We start from the raw sequence: 25,419 nt of genomic DNA, 5'->3' as shown, positions 1-25,419 counted from the left end.
AAAATAATCAGAACATCAAAGGTGCAACTATGAGAAAAATAGTGGCCATGGCCGTTATTTCCCTGACGGCTGCCTCTGGCCTTACCACCGCTTACGCGGCACAACTGGCTGACGATGAAGCGGGACTACGCATCAGACTGAAAAATGAATTGCGCAGGGCCGACAAGCCCAGTGTTGGCGCGGGAAGAGACATTTACGCATGGGTACAGGGAGGATTACTCGATTTTAATAGTGGCTATTATTCTAATATTATTGGTGTCGAAGGTGGGGCGTATTATGTTTATAAATTAGGTGCTCGTGCTGATATGAGTACCCGGTGGTATCTTGATGGTGATAAAAGTTTTGGCTTTGCCCTGGGGGCAGTAAAAATAAAACCCAGTGAAAATAGCCTGCTTAAATTAGGTCGCTTCGGGACGGATTATAGTTATGGCAGCTTACCTTATCGCATTCCGTTAATTGCTGGTAGTTCGCAACGGACATTGCCGACTGTTTCCGAAGGGGCGTTAGGTTACTGGGCTTTAACGCCAAATATTGAATTGTGGGGAATGTGGCGTTCACGAGTATTTTTATGGACCGATTCAACAACCGGTATTCGTGATGAAGGGGTTTATAACAGCCAGACGGGAAAATACGATAAACATCGCGCACGTTCTTTTTTAGCCGCCAGTTGGCATGATGATACCAGTCGCTATTCTCTGGGGGCATCGGTACAGAAAGATGTTTCCAATCAGATACAAAGTATTCTCGAGAAAAGCATACCGCTCGACCCGAATTATACGTTGAAAGGGGAGTTGCTCGGCTTTTATGCGCAACTCGAAGGTTTAAGTCGTAATACCAGCCAGCCCAATGAAACGGCGTTGGTTAGTGGACAATTGACCTGGATCGCGCCGTGGGGAAGCGTATTTGGCAGTGGCGGTTATTTGCGTCATGCGATGAATGGAGCCGTAGTGGACACCGACATTGGCTATCCCTTTTCATTAAGTCTTGATCGTAACCGCGAAGGAATGCAGTCCTGGCAATTGGGCGTCAATTATCGTTTAACCCCGCAATTTACGCTGACATTTGCACCGATTGTGACCCGCGGCTATGAATCCAGTAAACGAGACGTGCGGATTGAAGGCGCGGGTATCTTGGGTGGTATGAACTATCGGGTCAGCGAAGGGCCGCTACAAGGGATGAATTTCTTTCTTGCAGCCGATAAAGGGCGTGAAAAGCGTGACGGCAGCGCGTTAGGCGATCGCCTGAATTACTGGGATGTGAAAATGAGTATTCAGTATGACTTTATGCTGAAGTGAGAAAAAACGCCGGAGTGAAAATTCTCCGGCGTTTTGGCTGTGAATTACTGCTGCGGAATTGCCGGTACAGCCGGAACGTTAAGAGCTGGCATCGCAAACATGCCAACAAAATCTTCTAACGACATTTTCTGTCCGTTTAACGTGATCTGACCGTTAGCATATTGCAGGCTGGTGGTGATGGTATTGTCCTGCAAGGTGGTCAGACGGAACATCTGGCCCATTGCTGACGCACCTTCAACTTGCTGTTTCGCCAGTTTTTTCGCTTGATCTTCCTGATATCCTTCCAGCTTCGCTACCTGAGTCATCAGCTCAGTTGCCATATCCACCGGAATGGTCAGTTTCGCATCCAGAGATTTAACCGAGCGGTCTACTTCCTGCGCCAGCGTTTGCGGCGCTTCTTTAGTCGTTGCCGGATCTTTCAGGAACAGCGACAGATTCAGCGCACTTTCACCCTGACTGTTTTTCCAGCTCAGTGGTGCGATAGTAATCACCGGATCGCCTTTCAACATCAGCGGCAGGGCGCTAAAGAAGGCTTCCGTCACTTTCTCCTGATAAAGTTCGGGATTGTTGGCAATTTCTGGCTGTGACAGCAGCGCCTGAGTTTGCGCGTTATATTGCTGGCTAAACTGATGCCAGGCTTCGCCATCAATTTGGCCGACTTTTAAAGTCAGCTTGCCACTGCCCAGATCCTGATTCTGAACCTTCAGGCTATTTAGCGAGTAATCCAGTTGGCTATTGATCGTTTTCCCGTCATTGACCAGATCCGATTTACCGCTGATCTCCATGCCTTCCAGCAATGCCAGCTCTTTGCCTTCCACTGAAATGGTCATTTTTTCCAGCGAGACTTTTTGATTGCCCACGCGTTCACCAAAACTTGCCAGTGAGCTGGAACCGTCAGTTTTCAGATTATTAAAGGTCAACTGCACTTTCTGGTTGTATTCGTTAACCGCATCCACCCGACCGCTTTGTGCTTCCCCTGACAGGGAGATGGCTTTGCCGTCTCTGTCTGCATTTAACTGGAACTCGCCGCCGCTAAAGGCGACTTTTTCATCCTTTTGCTCGTAATTCAGTGGCTTGAGCGAAATATCGGAACTGGAATCACCGCTGTAACCAATGCGGGAGTTAATCTCAAAAGGCGTTTCACCTTTTGCCATATCAAACAGTGGTTTGCTTACTTCATTATTGACCAGCGTGGTTTGAATTGATGCCATCGACGGAATCAGGTTCAGTTTTTTAAGCTGGGCAAGGGGGAAGGGACCATGATCAACCGATTCGTTGAAGATGACGCTCTGACCGCTTTTAATCCACGGATTTTCTTTCCCGGCAATGGGTTTCACCACCAGTTGCAACTGGCTGCTGAATACGCCGCGATGATAGTTTTGATAACTCACTTCCAGGTTGGATTCAGGAGCTGTTAGTTTGAGTTGCGCGTTCGCCTGCGCGACCATGTCTTCGAGATGGGTTTCAATCTTCTTGCCTGTGTACCATGCGCCGCCTGTCCAGACTACGCCGAGCGCAACAATGACGCCTACCGCTACCAGCGATTTATTCATAATGATTATCCATAAAATAAAATCAGGCGGACTGGCCGCCTGAAGGTGTTATAAGCCTTTAATAAGCTTAGCAAGAGATGTTAATTTTTTCAGTAAGCTCTTACAGCTTGTTGTAAACCCGCGCTAAACGGCCGTGGCCTTTGACAGTCACCGGTGACTCGTTGGCGGCAATAAACGCTGATTCACCCGGTTTAAGCTGTAACTGCTGAGAACCTTTACACAGCGTTGCATCGCCCTCGACGCAGAACAAAATGGCGGCACTTTGCTGGCTGATGGTGGTTTCTTCATCGCTAAGGTCATGCAGCGAGAAGGCAAAATCATCAACCGGAATCGGGAAGTCCAGCTCTGAGCCTTGTTTCACTGGCTCGGTCAACAACTGGTTGGCCGGTTTGGCTGCAAACTTCACGTTGGCAACCAGCTCTGGAATATCAATGTATTTAGGCGTCAGACCCGCACGCAGCACGTTATCGGAGTTCGCCATCACTTCCAGCGCCACGCCTTGCAGGTAAGCGTGCGGTGTTTCAGCGAACAGAAACATCGCTTCGCCAGGATTCAATTTGACCACATTCAGCAATAGCGGGGAGAACAGACCGCTGTCATCCGGGTAAAATTCAGAAATTAAACGAATCGTTTGCCACGGTTCACCCTGCTGGCTGTCGAGCGCCGATTTTAAAATCGCCAGCGCGCGGGATTTTTCTTCACCCTGCATATTTAACAGGCTGGCAAACAGTTCACTTAAACTTTCGGCATTGGGCTGCTGCAAAAAGTGAGCAATCGCCGGATGTGCGCCCGCGACTGGCTGAAGCAGGGAGACAATGTCGGAAAACTCACGAAATGCGTTCATCGCGAGGAAAGGGGTCAGGGCGAAAACCAGCTCAGGCTTGTGATTAGGATCTTTATAATTACGCTCGGCGGCATTCATCGGAATACCGGCCGCATTTTCTTTGGCAAAACCGATTTCAGAATTGCGTTTGTTCGGATGCACTTGAATGGAGAGCGGCTGGGCTGCGCATAATACTTTGAACAGGAAAGGCAACTCGCCAAAGCGTTTGGCAACGGCATCTCCCAGCAGAGTCGCTTTATCACTCTCAATCACATCACGCAGTGAAACGATATCTCCTGCGGCATCGTGCACACGTGAACTGCTCTTTGGATGCGCGCCCATCCACAACTCGGCCATCGGCTGGCTGGACGGATTTTCCATGCCATAAAGTTCAGTCAACGCCGTTTTGCTGCCCCAGGCATAGTTTTGCACTGAGTTAATGAGTTTTTGCATGATCAATCCCTGTTTAGATGTGGAAATTAATCCCGCTATTAAAGCAAGAATCCTACGGGAAGTAACCTGGAGCCGCAAAAAGTCGTACTAGTCTCAGTTTTTGTTAAAAAAGTGTGTAGGATATTGTTACTCGCTTTTAACAGGGCAACGGAACACCCGCCCAGAGCATAACCAAACCAGGCAGTAAGTGAGAGAACAATGTCAAACAAACCCTTTCATTATCAGGCTCCTTTCCCACTCAAAAAAGATGATACCGAGTACTACCTGCTGACCAGCGAACATGTCAGCGTATCTGAATTTGAAGGGCAGGAGATTTTGAAAGTTGCACCAGAAGCGTTAACTCTTCTGGCGCGTCAGGCGTTTCATGATGCGTCATTCATGCTGCGTCCGGCCCATCAACAGCAGGTAGCCGATATTTTGCGTGATCCGGAAGCCAGCGAAAACGACAAGTATGTGGCACTGCAATTCCTGCGAAACTCCGATATCGCCGCAAAAGGTGTTCTGCCAACCTGCCAGGACACCGGCACCGCGATTATCGTTGGTAAAAAAGGGCAGCGTGTATGGACCGGTGGTGGCGACGAAGCGGCGCTGGCGCGCGGTGTCTATAACACTTACATCGAAGATAACCTGCGCTACTCGCAAAACGCGCCGCTGGATATGTATAAAGAGGTGAATACCGGCACTAACTTGCCAGCGCAGATCGATCTTTATGCCGTTGATGGCGACGAGTACAAATTCCTCTGTATCGCCAAAGGTGGCGGTTCGGCAAACAAGACGTATCTCTATCAGGAAACCAAAGCGTTACTGACGCCGGGAAAACTGAAAAATTATCTGGTTGAGAAAATGCGCACACTGGGTACGGCGGCGTGTCCTCCGTATCATATTGCGTTCGTTATTGGCGGAACTTCTGCGGAAACTAACCTTAAAACGGTGAAACTGGCTTCCGCTAAATACTATGACGAACTGCCAACGGAAGGGAACGAGCACGGTCAGGCGTTCCGCGATGTGGAACTGGAAAACGAATTGCTGATTGAAGCGCAAAATCTCGGTCTGGGCGCGCAGTTTGGCGGGAAATATTTCGCCCATGACATTCGCGTTATTCGCCTGCCACGCCACGGCGCATCCTGCCCGATTGGTATGGGCGTCTCCTGTTCTGCTGACCGTAATATCAAAGCGAAGATTAACCGTCAGGGGATCTGGATCGAAAAACTGGAACATAATCCTGGCAAATACATCCCTGAAGAACTGCGTAAAGCGGGAGAAGGCGAAGCGGTACGCGTTGACCTTAACCGTCCAATGAAAGAGATCCTCGCACAGTTGTCGCAGTATCCCGTTTCTACACGCTTATCGCTTAACGGCACGATTATCGTCGGTCGTGATATCGCTCATGCCAAACTGAAAGAGCGGATGGATAACGGCGAAGGGCTGCCGCAGTATATTAAAGATCATCCAATTTACTACGCGGGTCCGGCCAAAACGCCGGAAGGTTATGCCTCCGGTTCTCTTGGCCCAACGACTGCCGGACGTATGGATTCTTACGTCGATCAACTGCAAGCGCAGGGCGGCAGCATGATCATGCTGGCGAAAGGCAACCGCAGCCAGCAGGTGACGGATGCCTGTAAAAAACATGGCGGTTTCTATCTCGGCAGTATCGGCGGTCCTGCGGCAGTGCTGGCGCAGGGGAGTATTAAAAGTCTGGAATGTGTTGAATATCCGGAACTGGGAATGGAAGCCATCTGGAAAATCGAAGTGGAAGATTTCCCGGCGTTTATCCTGGTGGATGATAAAGGAAATGACTTCTTCCAGCAGATACAACTCACGCAGTGTAGCCGCTGCGTGAAATAAGCAGCCGCCCTTCGGGGCGGCTTTTTTACATGGCACGAAATACCAAACATTTGTTATCAAATAGTAAATAATAAGTGAGCTAAAAGTTGCTTAACGTAAGCAAAGAAGAAAAAAATTAATCAGGTGAGGAGCAGGCCATGAAAACAGTACGCAGCGAAAAAGATTCGATGGGTGCGATCGATGTCCCGGCAGATAAGCTGTGGGGCGCACAAACTCAACGTTCGCTGGAGCATTTCCGCATTTCGACGGAGAAAATGCCAACCTCACTGATTCATGCGCTGGCGCTAACCAAGCGCGCAGCGGCAAAAGTTAATGAAGATTTAGGCTTGCTGTCTGAAGAGAAAGCGAGCGCCATTCGTCAGGCGGCGGATGAAGTGCTGGCGGGGCTGCATGATGATGAATTCCCACTGGCAATCTGGCAGACCGGTTCCGGCACGCAAAGTAATATGAACATGAACGAAGTGCTGGCCAATCGAGCGAGCGAACTGCTCGGCGGTGTGCGCGGGATGGAACGTAAAGTTCACCCTAACGACGATGTGAACAAAAGCCAGAGTTCCAATGATGTCTTTCCAACAGCAATGCACGTTGCGGCGCTGCTGGCGCTGCGTAAGCAACTCATTCCACAACTTAAAACCCTGACACAGACGCTGAGTGAAAAATCCCGCGCATTTGCCGATATCGTCAAAATTGGTCGTACCCATTTGCAGGATGCTACGCCGCTGACCCTGGGGCAGGAGATTTCCGGCTGGGTAGCAATGCTTGAGCATAATCTCAAACATATCGAATACAGCCTGCCTCACGTGGCGGAACTGGCTCTGGGCGGTACAGCGGTGGGTACTGGACTAAACACCCATCCGGAATATGCCCGTCGCGTGGCGGACGAGCTTTCGGTCATTACCTGTGCGCCGTTTGTTACCGCACCGAACAAATTTGAAGCACTGGCGACCTGTGATGCGCTGGTTCAGGCGCACGGTGCGTTAAAAGGATTGGCGGCGTCACTGATGAAAATTGCCAATGACGTCCGCTGGCTGGCTTCCGGTCCACGTTGCGGCATTGGCGAAATCTCAATCCCGGAAAACGAGCCGGGCAGTTCAATCATGCCGGGAAAAGTGAACCCAACGCAGTGTGAAGCGTTAACCATGCTTTGCTGCCAGGTGATGGGGAATGACGTGGCAATCAACATCGGCGGCGCTTCTGGGAACTTCGAACTGAACGTCTTCCGTCCGATGGTGATCCACAATTTCCTGCAATCGGTACGCTTGCTGGCAGATGGCATGGAAAGTTTTAACAAACACTGCGCGGTGGGAATAGAGCCGAATCGTGAGCGTATCAACCAATTACTCAATGAATCGCTGATGCTGGTGACCGCGCTAAACACCCATATTGGCTATGACAAAGCTGCGGAGATCGCCAAAAAAGCGCACAAAGAAGGGCTGACCTTAAAAGCTGCCGCCCTTGCGCTGGGCTATCTTAGCGAAGCCGAGTTTGATAGCTGGGTACGACCAGAACAGATGGTCGGCAGTATGAAAGCAGGGCGTTAATCTGCAACATACAGGTGCAGCCGTGGAATGATCAAACGAAGCGGCTGTGGCTGGGGTTTAAAACGATGCTGAACATTGTCGGCATCGTAATTTAACAGCTCACCAACGTCTGGCATGCCTGCGCCATTATCCCTATTTATCAGCGCGATAAGCGGTGTCGGGCAGGCGTGCTGAACTTGTTTTTGATCCCCCTTGTACCAGACACGGGCAATTGGCTGAACCTTCACCGGACGTTTGATTTTTAACTTCGCATCCTGTGGCAGGGCGGCAATATCCTGATACTCGCGTTCCAGTTTTCCCTGCCACTCCTCGCGCGTCCACGGTGCAACGCTACGTGGCGATTTCAGGCTCTTTTCCAACTGCGCCAGCACCTCATCACGATGCAAATTTTTAATGATATGTTTATTCGCCCAGCCAAAACGTAAAGTGGCGGGGTCGTGCAGAACGGTGAGCGTGCGATAAGCGTTAAGGGTAATCAGCCCCGGCAAATGACGATGTACCCATTCAAAACGCGCTGCCGTAGGCAGTTCTGACTCAACCGTGACGATATGCTCGAAAGTGGTTTTAAGTTGATTGATGCGCTGTATATGACTTGCCAGCGCCGTTTGTGAAAGATTATCGACCTGATAGCACAACACGCCAGGCAGACGAACAGCCGCCTTGCTGCTGCGATTTTCGGACTGTTGTTGAATAAACAAATGGCGGAAATGACGCAGTGCCAGCGCCTGCGCTTCTTTCCCGAGATGTTGCTTAACCTCAATGCGATTAAGCGGATTATGCTCATCCTCCTTTTTGACCTCCGGTAACGAGAACACGCGGGCAACCAGCAACTTGTGTTGTTCAAGTTCAGCGGCAAACGTTGCCAGTTCTTGTTCCATCTGGCGAAAAGTCGTATTGAGTCGGTCAACAAGATCGTAACGGGCCATAAAATTACCACTTTAGTTACAACATACTTTATTTATAGCACATTGACGACAACTTAACCACCGTGCGTTTGGTGTCAGGCAGAAGTAAATTGCGGGATGTTGTGCCACAGTGGCCAGCTGAACGAGAAGCGTGCGCCCCCCAGTTCGCTGGTGTCACAATTGACCGTGCCGCCCATTGCCAGAGCGATGGAGTGGACAATCGCCAGCCCCAGCCCACAGCCGCCAGTTGCACGGTCCCGGCTGGGATCGAGGCGAACAAAGGGTTCAAAGATATGCTCGCGATTTTCTGCCGCAATTCCCGGACCATCATCTTCAACAATCAATGTTGCTCTGTTTCCTGCCAGTAGCAGGCTGGTTTCAACGGTTGAATAGCAGTAGCGCAGGGCGTTGTTGAGCAAGTTATCCAGCACGCGCTCCATTAAGCGCATATCCAGTGCCGCGTAATTACCTGGCGTGATCGTTTTTATCCGTACCGTTTTGTCGGGGGTCACGGCCTGAATATCTTGCAGATGTGTTGACAGCCACAACGGCAGGTCTGGTTCGCTAAGATGCAGTTCATTTTGTGGGCGATCGAGCCGGGCATAAGTCAGCAGTTCTTCAATTAAGGCTTCCAGTTGACTGATATCGCGATTCAAGGCCTGGGACTCTATGGCGTTCAGGTTGTCGCTCATCTCCAGCCGATAACGCAGGCGCACTAATGGTGTTCGCAGTTCATGGGCAATGCCATCAATAAGCTGCTTTTTACTGGCAATCAACGCGTTGATATTGTCCGCCATCTGGTTAAACGCCACGCCAAGTCGTTCAAAGCTTGAACCATCATCAAAGTGAATACGCTCATTGAGATGCCCATCGCCGAATCGTTGCGCCGCCGCTTCCAGTTTTAACATGTCTTTCCAGTGCGGACGCATCCAGATAAACACCGGAAAGGCGAGGGAGATGGCAATAAAGGCGATCAGCACGATATCCAGCAAACGCATTTGATGGAGGAAATAAAGATAAGGAACGGGACCCACGGCGAGAACGTAGTGGCTGCGCGGGATACGCTGTAAAAAGGTGTACTGATCATCCAGAGCAACAATCTCTCCGCCACGCAATCGGTGCATGGCGTTATTATCGAGATGATATTTACTCAGCGGCTCGACGCGCAGATCGAAAGAGAGATTTAAATCCATCTCCTTCAACGTTTTTCCCCAGTCGTGTGGAGGGATCTCGCGTAATTCGCTACGCATCAGATACAGCGAGCTGTTCATCAAATCATCCAGCGACTGTTTGCCTGCACGTTCGGCGGTAAATTTGTACACCAGGCCAACCAGTAGAGACATCACCAGAAAGCAGACAAACAGCAAAAGATAAAACTGGATAAACAGTTTTTTCATCGTTTATTCCCACGCATGAGGCGCAAAAAGATAGCCTTTGTTACGCACGGTTTTAATGCGGTAGGGTTCGGCAGCGTTATCGAGCAGTTTTTTTCGTAACCGCGAAATAGCTACATCCACGCTACGATCCAGCCCGTCATAACTGACGCCGCGTAAATTCTTCAGCAGCGCATCGCGGTCCATAATTTGTCCGGCATGGGTGGCTAGTTCCCATAACAATTCAAAATCAGCCGTCGAGAGTGAAATCTCATGGTTAGCAAGTGTCACTACGCGGTTGATGGGGTCGATAGTTAACGTACCGAAATGCAATGGTTTGTAAGGTGTCAGAGACGTTTCCTGAATACCTTTGGTCAGCGTCGCTTGTTCGTTCTGACGCAAATGTAAACGTAAACGCGCCAACAGAACAGCGGGGGGCGTTGTTTTGAGAATATAGTCGCAGGCGCCCATTTCCAGCGCCAGAATGTGGTTCATATCGCTATCGAGAGAGGTCAGCAGAACAATCGGTCCGGACCACTTTGCGCGTAAATCGCGGCAGATGGACATTCCGTCTTTGCCAGGCAGCATGATATCGAGCAGCACCAGATCCGGATTTTCCCGCAGAATTGTCTCTTCGGCATGGTCGCCGCGCGGTTCCACGGTAACCTGCATATCATGCTTTGCCAGGTACGCGGCAATCAGTGAACCAACTTCAGTGTCATCTTCCACAAATACGATAGTGTTCATATTATTCACGGCAGATATAAAAACGTCACAATACACCGCGCTGATTTTACTTACTATCAATCGTTTCTAAACAAGGTTGCATCGGGTATTCTACAGATGACTTGTTATGGAAGTGTTAAGGTAAAACAATGGGGCTGGTAATCAAAGCCGCGCTTGGTGCGCTGGTGGTGGTGTTGATTGGTATATTAGCAAAAACGAAAAATTACTATATCGCCGGGCTGATCCCGCTTTTCCCGACTTTTGCGCTCATCGCGCATTATATTGTTGTCAGTGAACGTGGGATTGAAGCCTTACGCGCCACAATCGTTTTCAGTATGTGGTCGATTATTCCCTATTTTGTTTATCTGGCGTCGTTGTGGTATTTCACCGGAATCATGCGCTTGCCCGCTGCTTTTGTGGGTTCTGTTGCGTGCTGGGGGCTAAGCGCATGGGTGCTAATTATTTGCTGGATGAAACTGCATTAACGCAAATGACGACCGCCATCAAGCGGGAAACTGCGTCCGGTTACAAAGCAACTGGTGAGTAAGTAATCGACAAGATCGATAACTTCTTTCTCACCAGGCGCGGTTTTCATCAGTGATTTATTCAGCGCCTGTTGGCGATATTCGGCATCATCATGCTCGTTAAACAGGATCAGCGATGGTGCAATAGAATTCACTTTCACTTCCGGTGCCAGCTTGCGGGCAAATGAACGGGTCATATTATCCAGTGCCGCTTTGCTTGCAGCATAGGCAATATGTTTGTCGCTTCCGCGCTCCACCACATAATCGGTGAAGTGAATGATATCGCTGGCGGCGTGTCCGTGACCGCGCAGTAATCTTTCCAGCGCATGGTTGAGCAGGTAAGGGGTATTAACATGGATCTGCATCATGCAGGCCAGAACATCAGTCAGTGGCATACCTGGTTTTTCTGCCATCCACGCACTGGCGTTATGCAAAATGGCACGCAGGCCGTGGGTGGTTTTTAACACTTCATCGGCAAACGCCATCACGCCGTCGTTCGTTGAAAAATCAGCCTGAATACACTGCGCACCTGCATTAACCAGTCCATCAATGGCAGGATAGTGCGTCCGATAGCTGACAATCACCGGTTGCTTTTGATTAATGAAATGCCAGGCGAGAGCGAGGCCGATACGACGGCCTCCGCCAGTGATTAATATTGGCAAGGGCTGGGTTTTCCCCATCGTTAATCTCCTTTGCAAGCAAACGATGGGACGAAAGTTATCCCACCAGCATCCAGGTGGCCGGAACTGCGGCAATTAACAACATGCCAATCAGCACCATTTCCTGACGATTCAATACATTATCATGTGTATGCGTTTTACGCGCGTACAGGAAGACCAGTAGCCCTGGCGCATACAAAACGACGGACAACAACAGGTGCATTGGGCCTGAAGCGTATAATAACCATAAGCCATAAATGCAGGCACCGACACCTACCGCTTTATGCAGTGGACGAGTAGCGATTTTCAACAAGAACGCGCCAACCAGGAAATAGGGCACCAGAATCATCTCTGAGGCGATGGTTAGCAACGTGTTGTAATCAGAGCCGGTCAGCCAGATCAGCACCAGACAAATTTGCACGCAGATGTTGGTCAGCCACAGCGAGGCAGACGGTGCGGCTTGTGCATTCTGGCGCGCAAAAATACGCGGGAATGCCTTATGCGTCGCTGCCAGGAAGGGGACTTCTGCCGCCATAATGGTCCAGCTTAGATACGCGCCACAGACAGAAACGATCAATCCGGCAGCGATGATAATCTCGCCCCACGGCCCCATCATTTTCACCATCAGACCGGCCATAGACGGGTTACGAATCTCAGCCAGTTCAGGACGAGCAACCACCCCCAGCGAAAGCAGGGTGACCAATAAATAAACGCCCAGTGCAGAAAGCACCGCCAGAAGCGTTGCTTTGCCAACATCATGTTTATTCCGCGCCCGTGAAGAAACAACCACCGCACCTTCCACACCAATGAATACCCACAGTGTGATCAGCATGGTGTTTTTCACCTGTTCCCATACCGGCACGCCAAGCGCAAGGCCAGTAAAGTCGAGCTTGAAGGTGTCCAGTTTGAACATCATCATCGCCAGCACAATAAACAAACCAAGCGGCAATAATTTTGCCAATGTCGCCACCAGGTTAATGCTGGCGGCGGTTTGTACGCCGCGCAGGATCAAAAAGTGAACAATCCACAACAATGCCGATGCACCGACGATCGATTGCCAGGTGTTACCATCGCCAAACAGGCGTAGTTCCGGCGTATCGGTGAAGAAACTTAATGCGGAAAAGACGATAACCAGATAAGAGACGTTGGCGATAACCGCACATAGCCAGTATCCCCACGCGGAGCAGAAGCCGATTAACTCGCCAAACCCTTCCCGTGCATAGGTAAAAATACCGCCGTCAAGGTCGGGACGAATGCGTGTCAGGATCAGCATGGCAAAGGCCAGCAATAAGATGCCAGCGCCAGTAATACCCCAGCCGATGAGCAGTGCTGCCGGGCTGGCAACCGCCGCCATATTTTGCGGCAGACTGAAAACACCCGCGCCCAGCATTGAGCTTAATACCAGCGCGGTGAGTGCGCTCAGTCCCAGTTTCTTTTCCATCGATATCCAGTGTTTAAAACGTGTTCAGAAGAATAAATATTAGGGCAAAACGCATAAAAATGGTGAATGCCACTAAAGCGCGGGATTTTACGAAGAGAAGTGGCGGCATGCAATGGTTGCGGGAAAATTTGTAGCTAAAAATCTGAAAGGCGGCATAAAGCCGCCTTAATGTGATACTGAATAGTTATTTATTTATACAGGTCTGCACTGATGGTCAGGTTGTTACCACGTTCCTGCCACTGGCGGGTGATGTGGTAATACTTAGCACCTTTCTTCGCGGCACGTTTAGCAACCTGGTAGGAGACTTCGGTCATGTTGCCGTAGTTACCCGAGAACTTAATGCTATCGAACGGGACCATCATTGCTGCGGTCGCTTTGTTCAGTTCTTCTACTTTGGTGCCGTCAGGAAGCGTGACAGTGTAACGCCCGCCTTTTGAGGACTGAGTTTCAAAGAAACGACCAACTTCAGCACTTGGTGATGCAGTGGTGGCAACGCCCGGGATTTCAACTTTCTTCGCGGCTTCGCCACCTGCGGCCAGTGCCGCGCGACCAGCATCAGAATCCGCAGGGATCACATCCGGGCTCTGGACGATGCGTTTTTTAGCATCTTGTTTGTAGATGAACGCAGTAATACGCTGGTTGCCGCCCTGGTTGGCATCTATCTGGCGAACGATGTAGTAAGAGTAGGCACCTTTCGCTTTTGCTGCTTTGGTGATGGCATCGTTCACTTCCGGTTGGCTGCGGAAGAAGCCCTGGACGGTCACGGTGTCATACGGTTCGATCAAAACAGCCTGGTCTTTAGGCAGTTCAATAACGCCATTAAAAACGCGATTCTTATCAGCTTCTGCTTTTTCAGCATCGGCTTTATAAAGATCGGCAACTACACGCCAGTTACCGCTGTTACCGAAATCTGAAGTGTCGACAACATAAAAAGAGGCGGCGCCTTCTTTATCAGCGCGACGGGAAACGGCTTTAACCGCTTCACCAATGGCATTAAAACGACCGGTAACCACTACACGGTCAAAAGGTTTAACCGCTGCCGCTTGCTCCGGTGTCAGTTCTGTTGCTGCGTTAACGGAAAATGCCGTAGCAGAAAGCAGTGCCGACGCCAGGAGGGTGTTCTTAAGCTTCATAAAAATAATCCTTCGCCTTGCGCAAACCAGGTACTGGTATTGTTATTAACGAGAAACGTGGCTGATTATTGCATTTAAAGTGTGTAACTGTCTGCGTGATTTTTTCATATCAGACTTCATGATTTGATTTTAAATCTGATCGAATGAGCATCGCGCTTAAAAAATAGCCACAATAACAGAGGAATGACTGAACTGGCTGAATTGTATAAGTTAATTTAATGTTAACCGGTGGCTAGCGTCGGTGAAATCTCATGTTTTACTTGATTATCAAAGACAATTATCGCCCATTATCCTGTGTTCTATGGTGTTTATCCCGCTATCAAGGCTGAATCGTTAATATTTTGCGAGTTCACGCCGAAATACTGATTTTTGACGCTAGATCACAGGCATTATTTTCAGTACGTTATAGGCGTTTGTTACTAATTTATTTTAACGGAGTAACATTTAGCTCGTACATGAGCGGCTTGTGTATCAAAAACACAGGCAAACCATCATCAATAAAACCGATGGAAGGGAATATCATGCGAATTGGCATACCAAGAGAACGGTTAACCAATGAAACCCGTGTTGCAGCAACGCCGAAAACAGTGGAGCAGTTGCTGAAACTAGGTTTTACCGTCGCGGTAGAGAGCGGCGCAGGTCAACTGGCTAGTTTTGACGATAAAGCGTTTGTGCAAGCGGGCGCCGAAATTGTAGAAGGGAATAACGTCTGGCAGTCAGAGATCATTCTGAAGGTCAATGCGCCGTTAGATGATGAAATTGCGTTACTAAATCCGGGAACCACGCTGGTAAGCTTCATCTGGCCCGCGCAGAATCCGGAGTTAATGCAAAAACTCGCGGAGCGTAACGTAACCGTGATGGCGATGGACTCTGTACCACGTATCTCACGTGCTCAATCGCTTGATGCGTTAAGTTCGATGGCGAACATCGCTGGTTATCGCGCCATTGTTGAAGCGGCTCATGAGTTTGGGCGTTTCTTTACCGGGCAAATCACAGCAGCAGGTAAAGTGCCGCCAGCAAAAGTGATGGTGATTGGTGCGGGGGTTGCAGGTCTGGCCGCCATTGGCGCAGCAAACAGCCTCGGCGCAATTGTGCGTGCATTCGATACCCGCCCGGAAGTGAAAGAACAAGTTCAAAGTATGGGCGCGGAATTCCTCGAGCTGGATTTTAAAGAGGAAGCCGGTAGCGGCGATGGTTACGCCAAAGTGATGTCGGAAGCGTTCATCAAAGCAGAAATGGAACTCTTTGCCGCCCAGGCAAAAGAGGTCGATATCATTGTGACCACCGCGCTTATTCCAGGCAAACCAGCACCGAAACTGATTACCCGTGAAATGGTTGATTCTATGAAATCGGGTAGTGTGATTGTCGACCTTGCAGCCCAAAACGGTGGTAACTGTGAATACACCGTGCCGGGTGAAATCTTCACCACGGAGAATGGTGTCAAAGTGATTGGCTACACCGATCTTCCTGGTCGCCTGCCGACGCAATCCTCACAGCTTTACGGCACCAACCTTGTCAATCTGCTGAAACTGTTGTGCAAAGAGAAAGACGGCAATATCACGGTTGATTTTGATGATGTGGTGATTCGCGGCGTGACCGTGATCCGTTCTGGCGAAATTACCTGGCCGGCGCCGCCGATTCAGGTTTCAGTCCAACCGCAGGCAGCACAGAAAGCGGCACCTGATGTTAAAACCGAAGAAAAATGTGCCTGCTCACCGTGGCGTAAATATGCGCTGATGGCGCTGGCAATCATCCTTTTCGGCTGGTTGGCAAGCGTAGCACCGAAAGAATTCCTCGGGCACTTTACCGTTTTCGCGCTGGCCTGCGTCGTAGGTTATTACGTGGTGTGGAATGTCTCCCACGCGTTGCATACGCCGCTGATGTCGGTTACTAACGCGATTTCAGGGATTATTGTTGTCGGAGCTCTATTGCAGATTGGCCAGGGCGGCTGGGTTAGCTTCCTTAGTTTTATCGCGGTGCTTATCGCCAGCATTAATATTTTCGGTGGCTTTACCGTGACTCAGCGCATGCTGAAAATGTTTCGCAAAAACTAAGGGGTAACATATGTCTGGAGGATTAGTTACAGCTGCATACATTGTTGCCGCGATCCTGTTTATCTTCAGTCTGGCCGGGCTTTCTAAACATGAAACGTCTCGCCGTGGTAACAACTTCGGTATCGCCGGGATGGCGATTGCGTTAATTGCAACCATCTTCGGGCCGGATACTGGCAATGTTGGCTGGATCCTGGTTGCGATGGTCATTGGTGGCGCGATTGGTATCCGTCTGGCGAAGAAAGTCGAAATGACTGAAATGCCGGAACTGGTGGCAATCCTGCATAGCTTCGTGGGGCTGGCGGCGGTGCTGGTTGGCTTTAACAGCTATCTGCATCATGACGCGGGAATGGCACCGATTCTGGCCAACATTCACCTGACGGAAGTGTTCCTTGGCATCTTTATTGGTGCGGTAACCTTTACCGGTTCGGTTGTGGCGTTCGGTAAGCTGTGCGGAAAGATTTCGTCTAAACCGTTGATGCTGCCAAACCGCCATAAAATGAACCTGGCTGCATTGGTCGTTTCCTTCCTGCTGTTGATGGTGTTTGTTCGTACCGATAGTGTTGGCTTGCAGGTGCTGGCATTGCTGATAATGACCGCTATAGCGCTGGTCTTCGGTTGGCATTTGGTGGCTTCCATCGGTGGCGCTGATATGCCAGTGGTGGTGTCGATGCTGAACTCCTACTCCGGTTGGGCGGCGGCAGCGGCGGGCTTTATGCTCAGTAACGACCTGCTGATTGTGACCGGTGCGCTGGTCGGTTCGTCGGGCGCGATTCTTTCTTACATTATGTGTAAGGCGATGAACCGTTCCTTTATTAGCGTCATTGCGGGCGGTTTCGGCACTGATGGTTCCTCTACCGGCGATGACCAGGAAGTGGGCGAGCACCGCGAAATCACTGCAGAAGAGACGGCGGAGCTGCTGAAAAACTCGCATTCAGTAATCATTACTCCAGGGTATGGGATGGCGGTAGCGCAGGCACAGTATCCGGTCGCAGAAATCACCGAGAAACTGCGTGCGCGCGGTATCAATGTGCGCTTCGGTATTCACCCGGTTGCGGGGCGTTTGCCAGGGCATATGAACGTGTTGCTGGCGGAAGCGAAAGTACCGTATGACATCGTGCTGGAAATGGACGAAATCAACGATGACTTCGCTGATACCGATACCGTACTGGTGATTGGTGCCAACGATACGGTTAACCCGGCGGCACAGGACGATCCGAAGAGCCCGATTGCTGGCATGCCTGTTCTGGAAGTGTGGAAAGCGCAGAACGTGATTGTCTTTAAACGCTCGATGAACACCGGCTATGCTGGCGTGCAAAACCCGCTGTTCTTCAAGGAGAACACCCACATGCTGTTTGGTGACGCCAAAGCCAGCGTGGATGCAATCCTCAAAGCTCTGTAACCTCAACGGCCTCTACGGAGGCCGTCACTCTTTATTGAGATCGCTTAACAGAACGGCGATGCTTTGGCCTCCCGCCGTTTGCTCAAGTGCAATTTTGACAATAATCGTCAACGGCACAGAAAGCAGCATACCTACAGGTCCTAACAACCATCCCCAAAAAATTAATGACAAAAAAACCACCAGTGTGGAAAGTCCTAACCCGCGCCCCATAATGCGTGGTTCCAGAATATTGCCGAAGACCAAATTAATCAGCAGATATCCCGCCAGTACAAGTAACGCCTCGTAGAAACCATTAAACACCAGTACCTGAGCAATAGGGGGAATTGCTGCCAGAACTGAACCAATATTGGGTATGTAATTAAGCGCAAAGGCCAGCAATCCCCAGACAAAAGCAAAGCGAACATCCAGTGCAGCGAGCATCGCCCAGGCGACCAGTCCGGTGACGATGCTGATAGCCGTTTTTAGTACCAGGTAATGCGACACACTGTCAATCGCGCGCTGTATTGCCGCCATCCCTTCAACCGGACGCGCCATCATTTGCTGGAGTTTACCGGGTAGTTGTGGAACTTCGAGCAGCATAAACAACACCGTCAGCAACAATAAAAATATTGACGACATGGCATTAGATAACTGAGTCAGTAAGTTGGTGAGCAACGTCATTGCCGAGTTCGGATCAATGTAATGAGCCAGTTGGTCAACTGAGACATCAATACCCACGCGCTGTAATAAAGGTTCCAGAGCCTGCAGCGGTTTTATGATTGAGCTGCGATACTGTGGCAAAGTGCGGGTCAGTTCATTGAGTGTTGAACCGAGATAGGCCAGCATTAACACCATCGCCATCACGATAATGGTCATCAAAATTGACACCGCCAGTACGCGCGGCACTCGCCAGCGAACCATGCGTTGTACCAGAGGATTAAGTATTACCGCGATAAATAGCGAGAGGATAAAGGGGACGATGATATCGGCGGCAAACCGGATACCGCACAGAATAATGACCAGCATTCCCAACATTATGACGATTTTTAGACCATTGAGTGTGATGATCGGCTTTGCCATGCTTATCCCCGTATATTCTTCCTTCGCTAATAATATTTTATTTTTAGCGGCGGCATTATAACGAAAATCAAACCACTCAGGTAAAGAAATGAAAATGTTTTGAGTTAATTCTTAAGCTATGATACAAATCAGACGTGTTCAACTACCGAGGACAATTATCATCCGCGATGACGAGAAGCAACACTGCGGATAATTGTAATTTTATGGACAATTTGTTCAGGACGTTATTTTCTACATTTACCCATCTTCGTACCTCATCCACTATCTTGCTCGCAGGTGAGCAGCACTGGCGCAACGCGCTTTAGTCTTTTCTTCTGCCGAAGCTTGCGCTATGCGCTGGGCTTGACCTCTTTACTTTCGCTGAATTAAGCGAATATTAAAATAATTCTCTTGCAGGAGAAGGACGATGTATTTTTATTGGATTTTATTAGGTCTGGCTATTGCCACAGAAATTACCGGCACGTTATCTATGAAATGGGCTAGCGTCAGTGATGGAAACAGCGGGTTTATTTTAATGCTGGTGATGATTTCTCTGTCATATATACTTCTCTCTTTCGCCGTTAAAAAAATTGCGTTAGGCGTAGCCTATGCGCTGTGGGAAGGTATCGGTATTTTATTTATTACGCTGTTTAGCGTTCTGTTATTTGATGAAAGTTTATCGCTGATGAAAATTGTCGGGTTAACAACTCTGGTTGCCGGGATTGTCTTGATCAAATCGGGTACACGTAAAGTGCGTAAATCTACGCTGGAGCAGAATCATGGCTCAGTTTGAATGGATTCACGCCGCCTGGTTGGCACTGGCGATAGTGCTGGAAATTATTGCTAACGTCTTTTTGAAATTTTCTGATGGCTTTCGCCGTAAAGTCTATGGCTTGTTGTCGCTGGCGGCGGTACTTGCTGCTTTTAGTGCACTATCCCAGGCAGTGAAAGGGATCGACTTGTCAGTGGCGTATGCGCTGTGGGGTGGGTTTGGTATTGTCGCCACATTAGCAGCCGGTTGGGTCCTATTTGGTCAGCGGTTAAACCGCAAAGGCTGGGTTGGTCTGGTCCTGTTGTTAGCCGGAATGATCATGGTGAAACTCGCCTGATGTTTATGCTGCCCGTATTTTCGGGCAGCATTTAAACGCTATTGCCGGGATAACTCTTCCAGTTTGTCGCGAAAGCCGGTAACAGAGATAGCCCGGTTATCAGCCCGCCAGCGATCCTTAGCCGCAGGCGCCGAACTTTGCACGCCAATCAACTGCCAGCCGTCATCAGTATGCAGCATTAGCGGCGAACCGCTGTCACCCGGCAGGGTATCGCACTGATGCGACATCACCGACGTTTGCGCCCAGCCAGTCACTTCGCAATTTTTATGACTGTACAACGTATCCAGGTGATCCTCGGGATAGCCTGCCTGGGTCACTTTACGACCTGCCGTTTTTAATGCGGCGGTGAGTGCTGCTTTGTCTCCCTCGAAAAGTGGTAAGGGTGTAATGCCAGAAGGCGGATTGCGCAGCACAATCAAACCAAAATCCCACGGCGCGGCAGCAGGCGGGACAATCCAGCCATCTCCATTAGCCTTTAACCGTTTACCTAATGTCGGATCAACGCGGCCTTCAATGTTGTGGATCTCATAGCGCCATAGCCCCTTATTCGACACAAAACGCAGCGCAATTGCTTTGTCTGGTTTGCCTTTTGGCGGCGTTAATAAACAGTGCCCCGCCGTTAATGCGAGATTGGGCGCAATCAGGGTGGCCGTGCAGAGATTTCCACTGGCAGTCTCCAGTTGCCCAACCGCATCCCACGGAGATTGGGTCGTGTTAATTACTGGCACTCGATCGTCATGACCAAAAAAAAGGGTGCTGACTTCATCATTAGCCGATTCAGGACTGTCAGGTTTATCTGCAAATACCAATGCAGATGTCAAACTAATTGCACCCAGTACTACAGCAATGGTTGTACGCATATCACACTCTGGTGGGTAATTATGATTATTAAAAGCAAACCCTCATAAATACTATAGCCGGGACGGGATTAAAGTGGGAGTGAAATCAGATAACTACGATCAGAAAAGATAAAAGCGAGTGGCAATCAATGCACATAAAATAAGGATGATAAGAATGAACTCAAAGCGATAACGGCCCACCATAGTACCCTCCGCTTAAGGCGGCGCTAAACGTTATCCGTCTAGCGCCGTAATTTTCAGGCGCGAGGGGGCGCGCCATTATTGCTGCTGAAAACTTAAGCTGCTGGTTGGGCAGCTGGTTTTGCAGGTTGCTGATGGCTGTGTTTCTTGGTGTGCTTTTTCGCGGCTTGTGCTTTTTGTTCCGGAGCTTTCTGTTCGGTTTTCGCTTTTTTATGATGCTTTTTAGCCGCCTGCGCTTTTTGGGCAGGTGCTGCTTTATGCTGTTTTTTATGATGCATGGTTTTTGCAGGTGCAGCTTTGGTGACAGTAGTTGCAGGGGCAGGTGTGGTCGCAGTCTCTGCGGCAAAAGCGGCAGAAGAGAGACTCATCGCAGCGGCAACAACCAGAGCTAATACTTTTTTCATTGTCATACCCTCAATTTGGTTTTTTTATGCAACCCCACTACGGGGCCGATGTAATGACTATATCTCGGGTAATGAGAGGCTTCCGTGAGTGGTTGGTTTCGGCATGTAACGATATGTACAAAGTAAATTGGTAAATAATAACGCGATGTGACTTAAGGTAAATTCCCTACTAATATCAGTAGTCTTGATCGAGTTTACTATTTCTCTGTTCCCAAAACGGTAGAATTACTTTGCATCATCAATAAATGACACACAGTAAATGAATCCGCTAATTTGGGTATTTATTATCCTGATGACATTAGATGCGCTGCGGGAATTGGCTGGCGCTTCGTCTATTTTAGGATGGTTATTAACGTTGAGTTGAGCAGACAATAAGCCCGGGTGGGTATTTTACTCAGCCCGGGCTTATTTTTTCAGGCGTGCAATCGATGGTGCAAACGTGTACCCACTATAATCGCGGCCACCAGCATCGACGCAATAAAGGCGCCAACGCCGTTCCAGCCGTAGTTATGCCAGAAGACCCCACCTAATGTTCCGGCAATACTTGACCCCACGTAGTAACTGAACAGATACAGCGAGGAAGCCTGGCCTTTGGCGCGTTTAGCTCGGGGGCCAATCCAGCTGCTGGCGACCGAGTGAGCGGCAAAGAATCCGGCTGAGAAGAGCAGCATCCCGGCAAAAATCAGCCATATCGAACTGAACAATGTCATTAACAGGCCAACAAGCATGACACCTGTCGAAGACAGCATCACCGGACCGCGTCCGAAGCGGGTGGTCATGGTTCCGGCTTTTGGTGAACTCCAGGTACCGGTCAAATAGACCAGGGATAATAAACCCACCACCGCCTGGCTGACATGCCACGGGGAAAGCATCAAGCGATAGCCAATATAATTAAACAGGGTGACGAATGAGCCCATCAGCAAAAAACCTTCTGCGAATAATAAAGGCAATCCCTGGTCGCGCCAGTGCAGACGGAAGTTGATAAACAATGTTTTAGGGCGCAGTGAGGAAGGGCGGAAATGGCGAGATTCTGGAAGAATTTTCCAGAACATTAACGCCGAGGCCAGTGCGAAACAGCCAATCGCTGCCAGTGCAATTCGCCAGTTGAAGAAATCGGTGAAGACACCGCTAATTAAGCGTCCGCTCATGCCGCCAATCGAGTTACCGCTGATGTACAACCCCATCGAAAAGGCGACAAAACTCGGGTGGATCTCTTCGCTAAGGTAGGTCATGCCCACCGCAGCCACGCCGCTTAATGAAAGGCCAATCAAGGCGCGCATCACCAAAATGCCGTGCCAGCTGGTCATCATCGTCGAAAGTAACGTGCAGATGGAGGCCAATAACAGCGCCGTAACCATCACTGGCTTGCGACCAATGGCATCGGAAAGCGGGCCAGTAAACAGCAATCCGATAGCCAACATTGCCGTTGAAATTGACAGTGAAATACTACTGTTTGCGGGTGTTAAGCCAAACTCCTGTGAAAGAACCGGAAGGATAGGTTGCACACAATAGAGAAGTGCGAAGGTTGCCAGTCCGGCAGAAAAAAGCGCCAGGGTCACGCGCATAAATTGCGGCGTACCGCGTTTGATGAACAGGTTTGGCTGGGAAACGTTTTGCTTGTCAGTGGCGCTTGCCGGAGCGCCATCAACAGTTGTGGTACGACTCACTTGAAATCCTTACTAAATATGCGCGTTGTGTTAGCTCAGGAATAGAGTAGGAAAATCGAATTGTTATGTCTAATATATTAATAGTCTCAAATAATATGTATGAAATATGAATATCGAATTGCGTCACCTACGTTACTTCATCGCTGTTGCAGAAGAATTGCATTTTGGTCGAGCTGCTGCGCGCCTGAATATTTCTCAACCGCCACTAAGCCAACAGATTCAGGCGTTGGAGCAACAAATTGGCGCGCGCCTGCTGGCCAGAACTAATCGAAGCGTCGCGCTCACCGCTGCAGGCAAACAATTTCTTGCCGATAGTCGTCAAATTCTTTCTCTGGTAGACGATGCCGCCGCGCGAGCAGAACGACTGCATCAGGGGGAGGCGGGAGAGTTACGCATTGGTTTTACCTCATCGGCGCCATTCATTCGCGCAGTGTCAGATACCTTATCGTTATTTCGCCGCGAATTTCCTGATGTCCATTTGCAGACGCGCGAGATGAATACCCGCGAGCAAATTGCGCCCCTTATCGAAGGGACGCTCGATATGGGACTGTTACGCAATACTTTGCTGCCGGAGACGTTGAACCATGCGGTAATTGTGCATGAACCGCTTATGGCGATGATTCCGCACGATCATCCGTTAGCCGGTAAATCTGTAGTTACGTTGGCGGAACTGGCAAAAGAGCCGTTTGTTTTCTTTGATCCTCACGTCGGGACCGGGCTTTATGATGACATTCTGGGCCTGATGCGACGCTACAATCTTACACCGGTTATTACCCAGGAAGTGGGCGAGGCGATGACCATCATTGGCCTTGTGTCTGCCGGTTTGGGCGTTTCGATTTTGCCCGCCTCATTTAAGCGTGTTCAGCTTAATGAAATGCGTTGGATACCTATTGCTGAAGAAGATGCGGTTTCTGAAATGTGGTTGGTCTGGCCGACGCATCATGAACAAAGTCCGGCAGCGCGAAACTTTCGTATTCAGCTGCTGAATGCTCTCAGGTGAGGTAAAATTCAGCTAAAAAACCCGAAAAGTGTGCTGTTAATCACATGGCTAAGTAAAAATTTGACGGCACGCATTGAAGTGTTTCACCATAGCCTACAGATTATTTCGGAGCGCGAAAATATAGGGAGTATAAGGTGGTTGCAGAAAACCAGCCTGGACATATTGATCAAATAAAGCAGACCAACGCGGGTGCTGTTTATCGCCTGATTGATCAGCTTGGTCCCATTTCGCGTATCGACCTTTCCCGCATGGCGCAACTGGCTCCCGCCAGTATCACCAAAATTGTCCGCGAAATGCTAGAAGCGCATCTGGTGCAAGAGTTAGAAATTAAAGAAGGGGGAAACCGTGGCCGCCCTGCGGTGGGGTTGGTGGTGGAAACAGAAGCCTGGCATTATCTTTCTCTGCGCATCAGTCGTGGTTTAATTTTTCTTGCCCTGCGTGATTTAAGCAGCAAGCTGGTGGTGGAAGAGACACAGGAGCTGGCGCTTCAGGATGAATTGCCTTTGCTGGAACGTATCATTGCGCATATTGATCAGTTTTTTATCCGTCATCAGAAAAAACTCGAACGCCTGACATCCATCGCCATTACTTTGCCGGGAATTATTGATACGGAAAATGGTATTGTGCACCGGATGCCGTTTTACGAGGATGTGAAAGAGATGCCGCTCGGCGAAGCGCTGGAGCAGCACACAGGTGTACCGGTTTACATTCAGCATGATATTAGTGCATGGACGATGGCCGAGGCATTATTTGGAGCCTCTCGCGGGGCGCGCGATGTGATTCAGGTGGTAATTGATCACAATGTTGGCGCGGGCGTGATTACCGACGGTCACTTGTTACATGCTGGAAGCAGTAGCCTGGTAGAAATTGGTCATACCCAGGTGGATCCGTATGGTAAACGCTGTTATTGCGGTAACCACGGTTGTCTGGAAACCATCGCCAGTGTGGACAGCATCCTCGAACTGGCGCAATTACGCCTTAATCAGTCAATGAGTTCGATGTTGCACGGGCAGCCTTTGAGCGTGGATTCATTATGCCATGCGGCGTTGCAGGGTGACTTGCTGGCAAAGGATATTATCACTGGCGTAGGCGCGCATGTTGGGCGCATTCTGGCCATCATGGTGAATTTATTTAACCCACAAAAAATACTGATTGGCTCGCCGTTAAGCAAAGCGGCAAATATTCTGTTCCCTGTGATTTCTGACAGCATCCGCCAGCAGGCGCTTCCAGCATACAGCCAGCATATTAGCGTTGAGAGCACTCAGTTCACCAATCAGGGGACAATGGCAGGGGCCGCGCTGGTAAAAGATGCGCTATATAATGGATCTTTGCTGATTCGTCTGTTGCAGGGTTAACATTTTTTAACTGTTCTACCAAAATTTGCGCTATCTCAAATTGAGTGCAGAAAGCATAACTTAGACTTTCCACGTTGAATTA

23 protein-coding genes are annotated in these 25,419 nt (G+C 49.6%); 10 read left to right on the top strand and 13 right to left on the bottom strand.

Annotation, left to right across the window (positions count from 1 at the left end; all coding sequences use genetic code 11):
* The first annotated feature begins 29 nt into the window (after positions 1–29).
* Positions 30–1,295: a glucuronide uptake porin UidC gene (gene uidC / locus FEK43_RS17085; protein ID WP_138158645.1), complete on the top strand. Its 1,266-nt coding sequence runs from the start codon at positions 30–32 to the stop codon at positions 1,293–1,295.
* A 44-nt stretch (positions 1,296–1,339) separates the two neighbouring features.
* On the opposite strand, the gene FEK43_RS17080 is transcribed toward uidC, so the two are convergent.
* Both FEK43_RS17080 and manA read right to left on the bottom strand, forming a co-directional pair.
* On the bottom strand, positions 1,340–2,848 hold the full coding sequence (locus FEK43_RS17080; RefSeq protein ID WP_130209337.1) for a YdgA family protein: 1,509 nt from the start codon (positions 2,846–2,848) through the stop codon (positions 1,340–1,342).
* A gap of 100 nt (positions 2,849–2,948) precedes the next feature.
* The gene (gene manA / locus FEK43_RS17075) at positions 2,949–4,124 is read right to left on the bottom strand and encodes a mannose-6-phosphate isomerase (RefSeq protein ID WP_135406727.1); all 1,176 of its coding nucleotides are present in this window, start codon (positions 4,122–4,124) and stop codon (positions 2,949–2,951) included.
* Between the two features lie 198 nt (positions 4,125–4,322).
* Between manA and fumB the strand changes: the two genes are divergently transcribed.
* Both fumB and fumC read left to right on the top strand, forming a co-directional pair.
* A complete protein-coding gene (fumB, locus tag FEK43_RS17070; protein WP_130209333.1) occupies positions 4,323–5,969 on the top strand; it encodes a class I fumarate hydratase in 1,647 nt (548 codons plus the stop codon).
* 137 nt (positions 5,970–6,106) lie between these two features.
* A complete protein-coding gene (fumC, locus tag FEK43_RS17065; protein ID WP_135405875.1) occupies positions 6,107–7,510 on the top strand; it encodes a class II fumarate hydratase in 1,404 nt (467 codons plus the stop codon).
* Here the strand turns inward: fumC and tus are convergent.
* From tus to rstA, 3 genes are all read right to left on the bottom strand, one after another.
* Positions 7,507–8,436, bottom strand: coding sequence for a DNA replication terminus site-binding protein (gene tus, locus FEK43_RS17060; protein WP_135406723.1), 930 nt, complete (start codon positions 8,434–8,436; stop codon positions 7,507–7,509). The two genes, fumC and tus, sit on opposite strands and share 4 nt — an antisense overlap.
* A gap of 74 nt (positions 8,437–8,510) precedes the next feature.
* Positions 8,511–9,812 (bottom strand): two-component system sensor histidine kinase RstB, encoded by a 1,302-nt coding sequence (gene rstB / locus FEK43_RS17055; RefSeq protein ID WP_135406720.1) that lies wholly within the window; start codon positions 9,810–9,812, stop codon positions 8,511–8,513.
* Between the two features lie 3 nt (positions 9,813–9,815).
* Positions 9,816–10,535: a two-component system response regulator RstA gene (gene rstA / locus FEK43_RS17050; RefSeq protein WP_130209325.1), complete on the bottom strand. Its 720-nt coding sequence runs from the start codon at positions 10,533–10,535 to the stop codon at positions 9,816–9,818.
* Between the two features lie 128 nt (positions 10,536–10,663).
* On the opposite strand from rstA, the gene FEK43_RS17045 reads away from it, so the two are divergent.
* A complete protein-coding gene (locus FEK43_RS17045; protein ID WP_135406715.1) occupies positions 10,664–10,999 on the top strand; it encodes a GlpM family protein in 336 nt (111 codons plus the stop codon).
* On the opposite strand, the gene folM is transcribed toward FEK43_RS17045, so the two are convergent.
* The 3 genes from folM to ydgH form a co-directional block, all read right to left on the bottom strand.
* A complete protein-coding gene (gene folM / locus FEK43_RS17040) occupies positions 10,996–11,718 on the bottom strand; it encodes a dihydromonapterin reductase (RefSeq protein ID WP_130209321.1) in 723 nt (240 codons plus the stop codon). The two genes, FEK43_RS17045 and folM, sit on opposite strands and share 4 nt — an antisense overlap.
* A gap of 37 nt (positions 11,719–11,755) precedes the next feature.
* Positions 11,756–13,138 carry an amino acid permease gene (locus tag FEK43_RS17035; protein WP_130209319.1) on the bottom strand — a complete coding sequence of 461 codons (1,383 nt, stop codon included), beginning with the start codon at positions 13,136–13,138 and terminating at the stop codon, positions 11,756–11,758.
* A 188-nt stretch (positions 13,139–13,326) separates the two neighbouring features.
* Positions 13,327–14,271, bottom strand: coding sequence for a DUF1471 family protein YdgH (gene ydgH / locus FEK43_RS17030; protein ID WP_130209317.1), 945 nt, complete (start codon positions 14,269–14,271; stop codon positions 13,327–13,329).
* 521 nt (positions 14,272–14,792) lie between these two features.
* Here ydgH and pntA point away from each other — a divergent pair.
* The gene (gene pntA / locus FEK43_RS17025) at positions 14,793–16,325 is read left to right on the top strand and encodes a Re/Si-specific NAD(P)(+) transhydrogenase subunit alpha (RefSeq protein ID WP_130219055.1); all 1,533 of its coding nucleotides are present in this window, start codon (positions 14,793–14,795) and stop codon (positions 16,323–16,325) included.
* 10 nt (positions 16,326–16,335) lie between these two features.
* Positions 16,336–17,724: a Re/Si-specific NAD(P)(+) transhydrogenase subunit beta gene (gene pntB, locus FEK43_RS17020; protein WP_130209313.1), complete on the top strand. Its 1,389-nt coding sequence runs from the start codon at positions 16,336–16,338 to the stop codon at positions 17,722–17,724.
* Between the two features lie 24 nt (positions 17,725–17,748).
* Here pntB and tqsA read toward each other — a convergent pair whose 3' ends face one another.
* Positions 17,749–18,783, bottom strand: coding sequence for an AI-2 transporter TqsA (gene tqsA, locus FEK43_RS17015; protein ID WP_130209311.1), 1,035 nt, complete (start codon positions 18,781–18,783; stop codon positions 17,749–17,751).
* A gap of 406 nt (positions 18,784–19,189) precedes the next feature.
* On the opposite strand from tqsA, the gene mdtJ reads away from it, so the two are divergent.
* Both mdtJ and mdtI read left to right on the top strand, forming a co-directional pair.
* A complete protein-coding gene (mdtJ, locus tag FEK43_RS17005; RefSeq protein WP_130209307.1) occupies positions 19,190–19,555 on the top strand; it encodes a multidrug/spermidine efflux SMR transporter subunit MdtJ in 366 nt (121 codons plus the stop codon).
* Positions 19,542–19,871 (top strand): multidrug/spermidine efflux SMR transporter subunit MdtI, encoded by a 330-nt coding sequence (gene mdtI, locus FEK43_RS17000; protein WP_130219061.1) that lies wholly within the window; start codon positions 19,542–19,544, stop codon positions 19,869–19,871. Before mdtJ ends, mdtI begins: the two co-directional genes overlap by 14 nt.
* 38 nt (positions 19,872–19,909) lie before the next feature.
* Here the strand turns inward: mdtI and FEK43_RS16995 are convergent, their stop codons facing one another.
* From FEK43_RS16995 to FEK43_RS16980, 4 genes are all read right to left on the bottom strand, one after another.
* Positions 19,910–20,731 (bottom strand): serine protease, encoded by an 822-nt coding sequence (locus tag FEK43_RS16995; protein WP_130209303.1) that lies wholly within the window; start codon positions 20,729–20,731, stop codon positions 19,910–19,912.
* A 99-nt stretch (positions 20,732–20,830) separates the two neighbouring features.
* Complete coding sequence (locus FEK43_RS16990) at positions 20,831–20,914, bottom strand: hypothetical protein (RefSeq protein WP_000233091.1); 84 nt, start codon at positions 20,912–20,914, stop codon at positions 20,831–20,833.
* A gap of 92 nt (positions 20,915–21,006) precedes the next feature.
* On the bottom strand, positions 21,007–21,315 hold the full coding sequence (gene asr / locus FEK43_RS16985; RefSeq protein ID WP_214251102.1) for an acid resistance repetitive basic protein Asr: 309 nt from the start codon (positions 21,313–21,315) through the stop codon (positions 21,007–21,009).
* 413 nt (positions 21,316–21,728) lie between these two features.
* Entirely contained in the window at positions 21,729–22,982 is a 1,254-nt protein-coding gene (locus tag FEK43_RS16980) for an MFS transporter (RefSeq protein ID WP_135406712.1), read from the bottom strand.
* A gap of 106 nt (positions 22,983–23,088) precedes the next feature.
* On the opposite strand from FEK43_RS16980, the gene FEK43_RS16975 reads away from it, so the two are divergent.
* Together FEK43_RS16975 and mlc are read left to right on the top strand one after the other, a co-directional pair.
* Positions 23,089–23,982 carry a LysR family transcriptional regulator gene (locus FEK43_RS16975; protein ID WP_130209297.1) on the top strand — a complete coding sequence of 298 codons (894 nt, stop codon included), beginning with the start codon at positions 23,089–23,091 and terminating at the stop codon, positions 23,980–23,982.
* 134 nt (positions 23,983–24,116) lie between these two features.
* Positions 24,117–25,337, top strand: a complete 1,221-nt coding sequence (mlc, locus tag FEK43_RS16970; protein WP_130209295.1) for a sugar metabolism global transcriptional regulator Mlc — start codon at positions 24,117–24,119, stop codon at positions 25,335–25,337.
* Positions 25,338–25,419: the final 82 nt, after the last annotated feature.

It is taken from the genome of Escherichia sp. E2562, assembly GCF_005781075.1.
Taxonomy (GTDB): Bacteria; Pseudomonadota; Gammaproteobacteria; order Enterobacterales; family Enterobacteriaceae; genus Escherichia.
The sequence above is the reverse complement of the archived record's forward strand: the minus strand, read 5'-3'. Positions and strand labels throughout refer to the sequence as shown.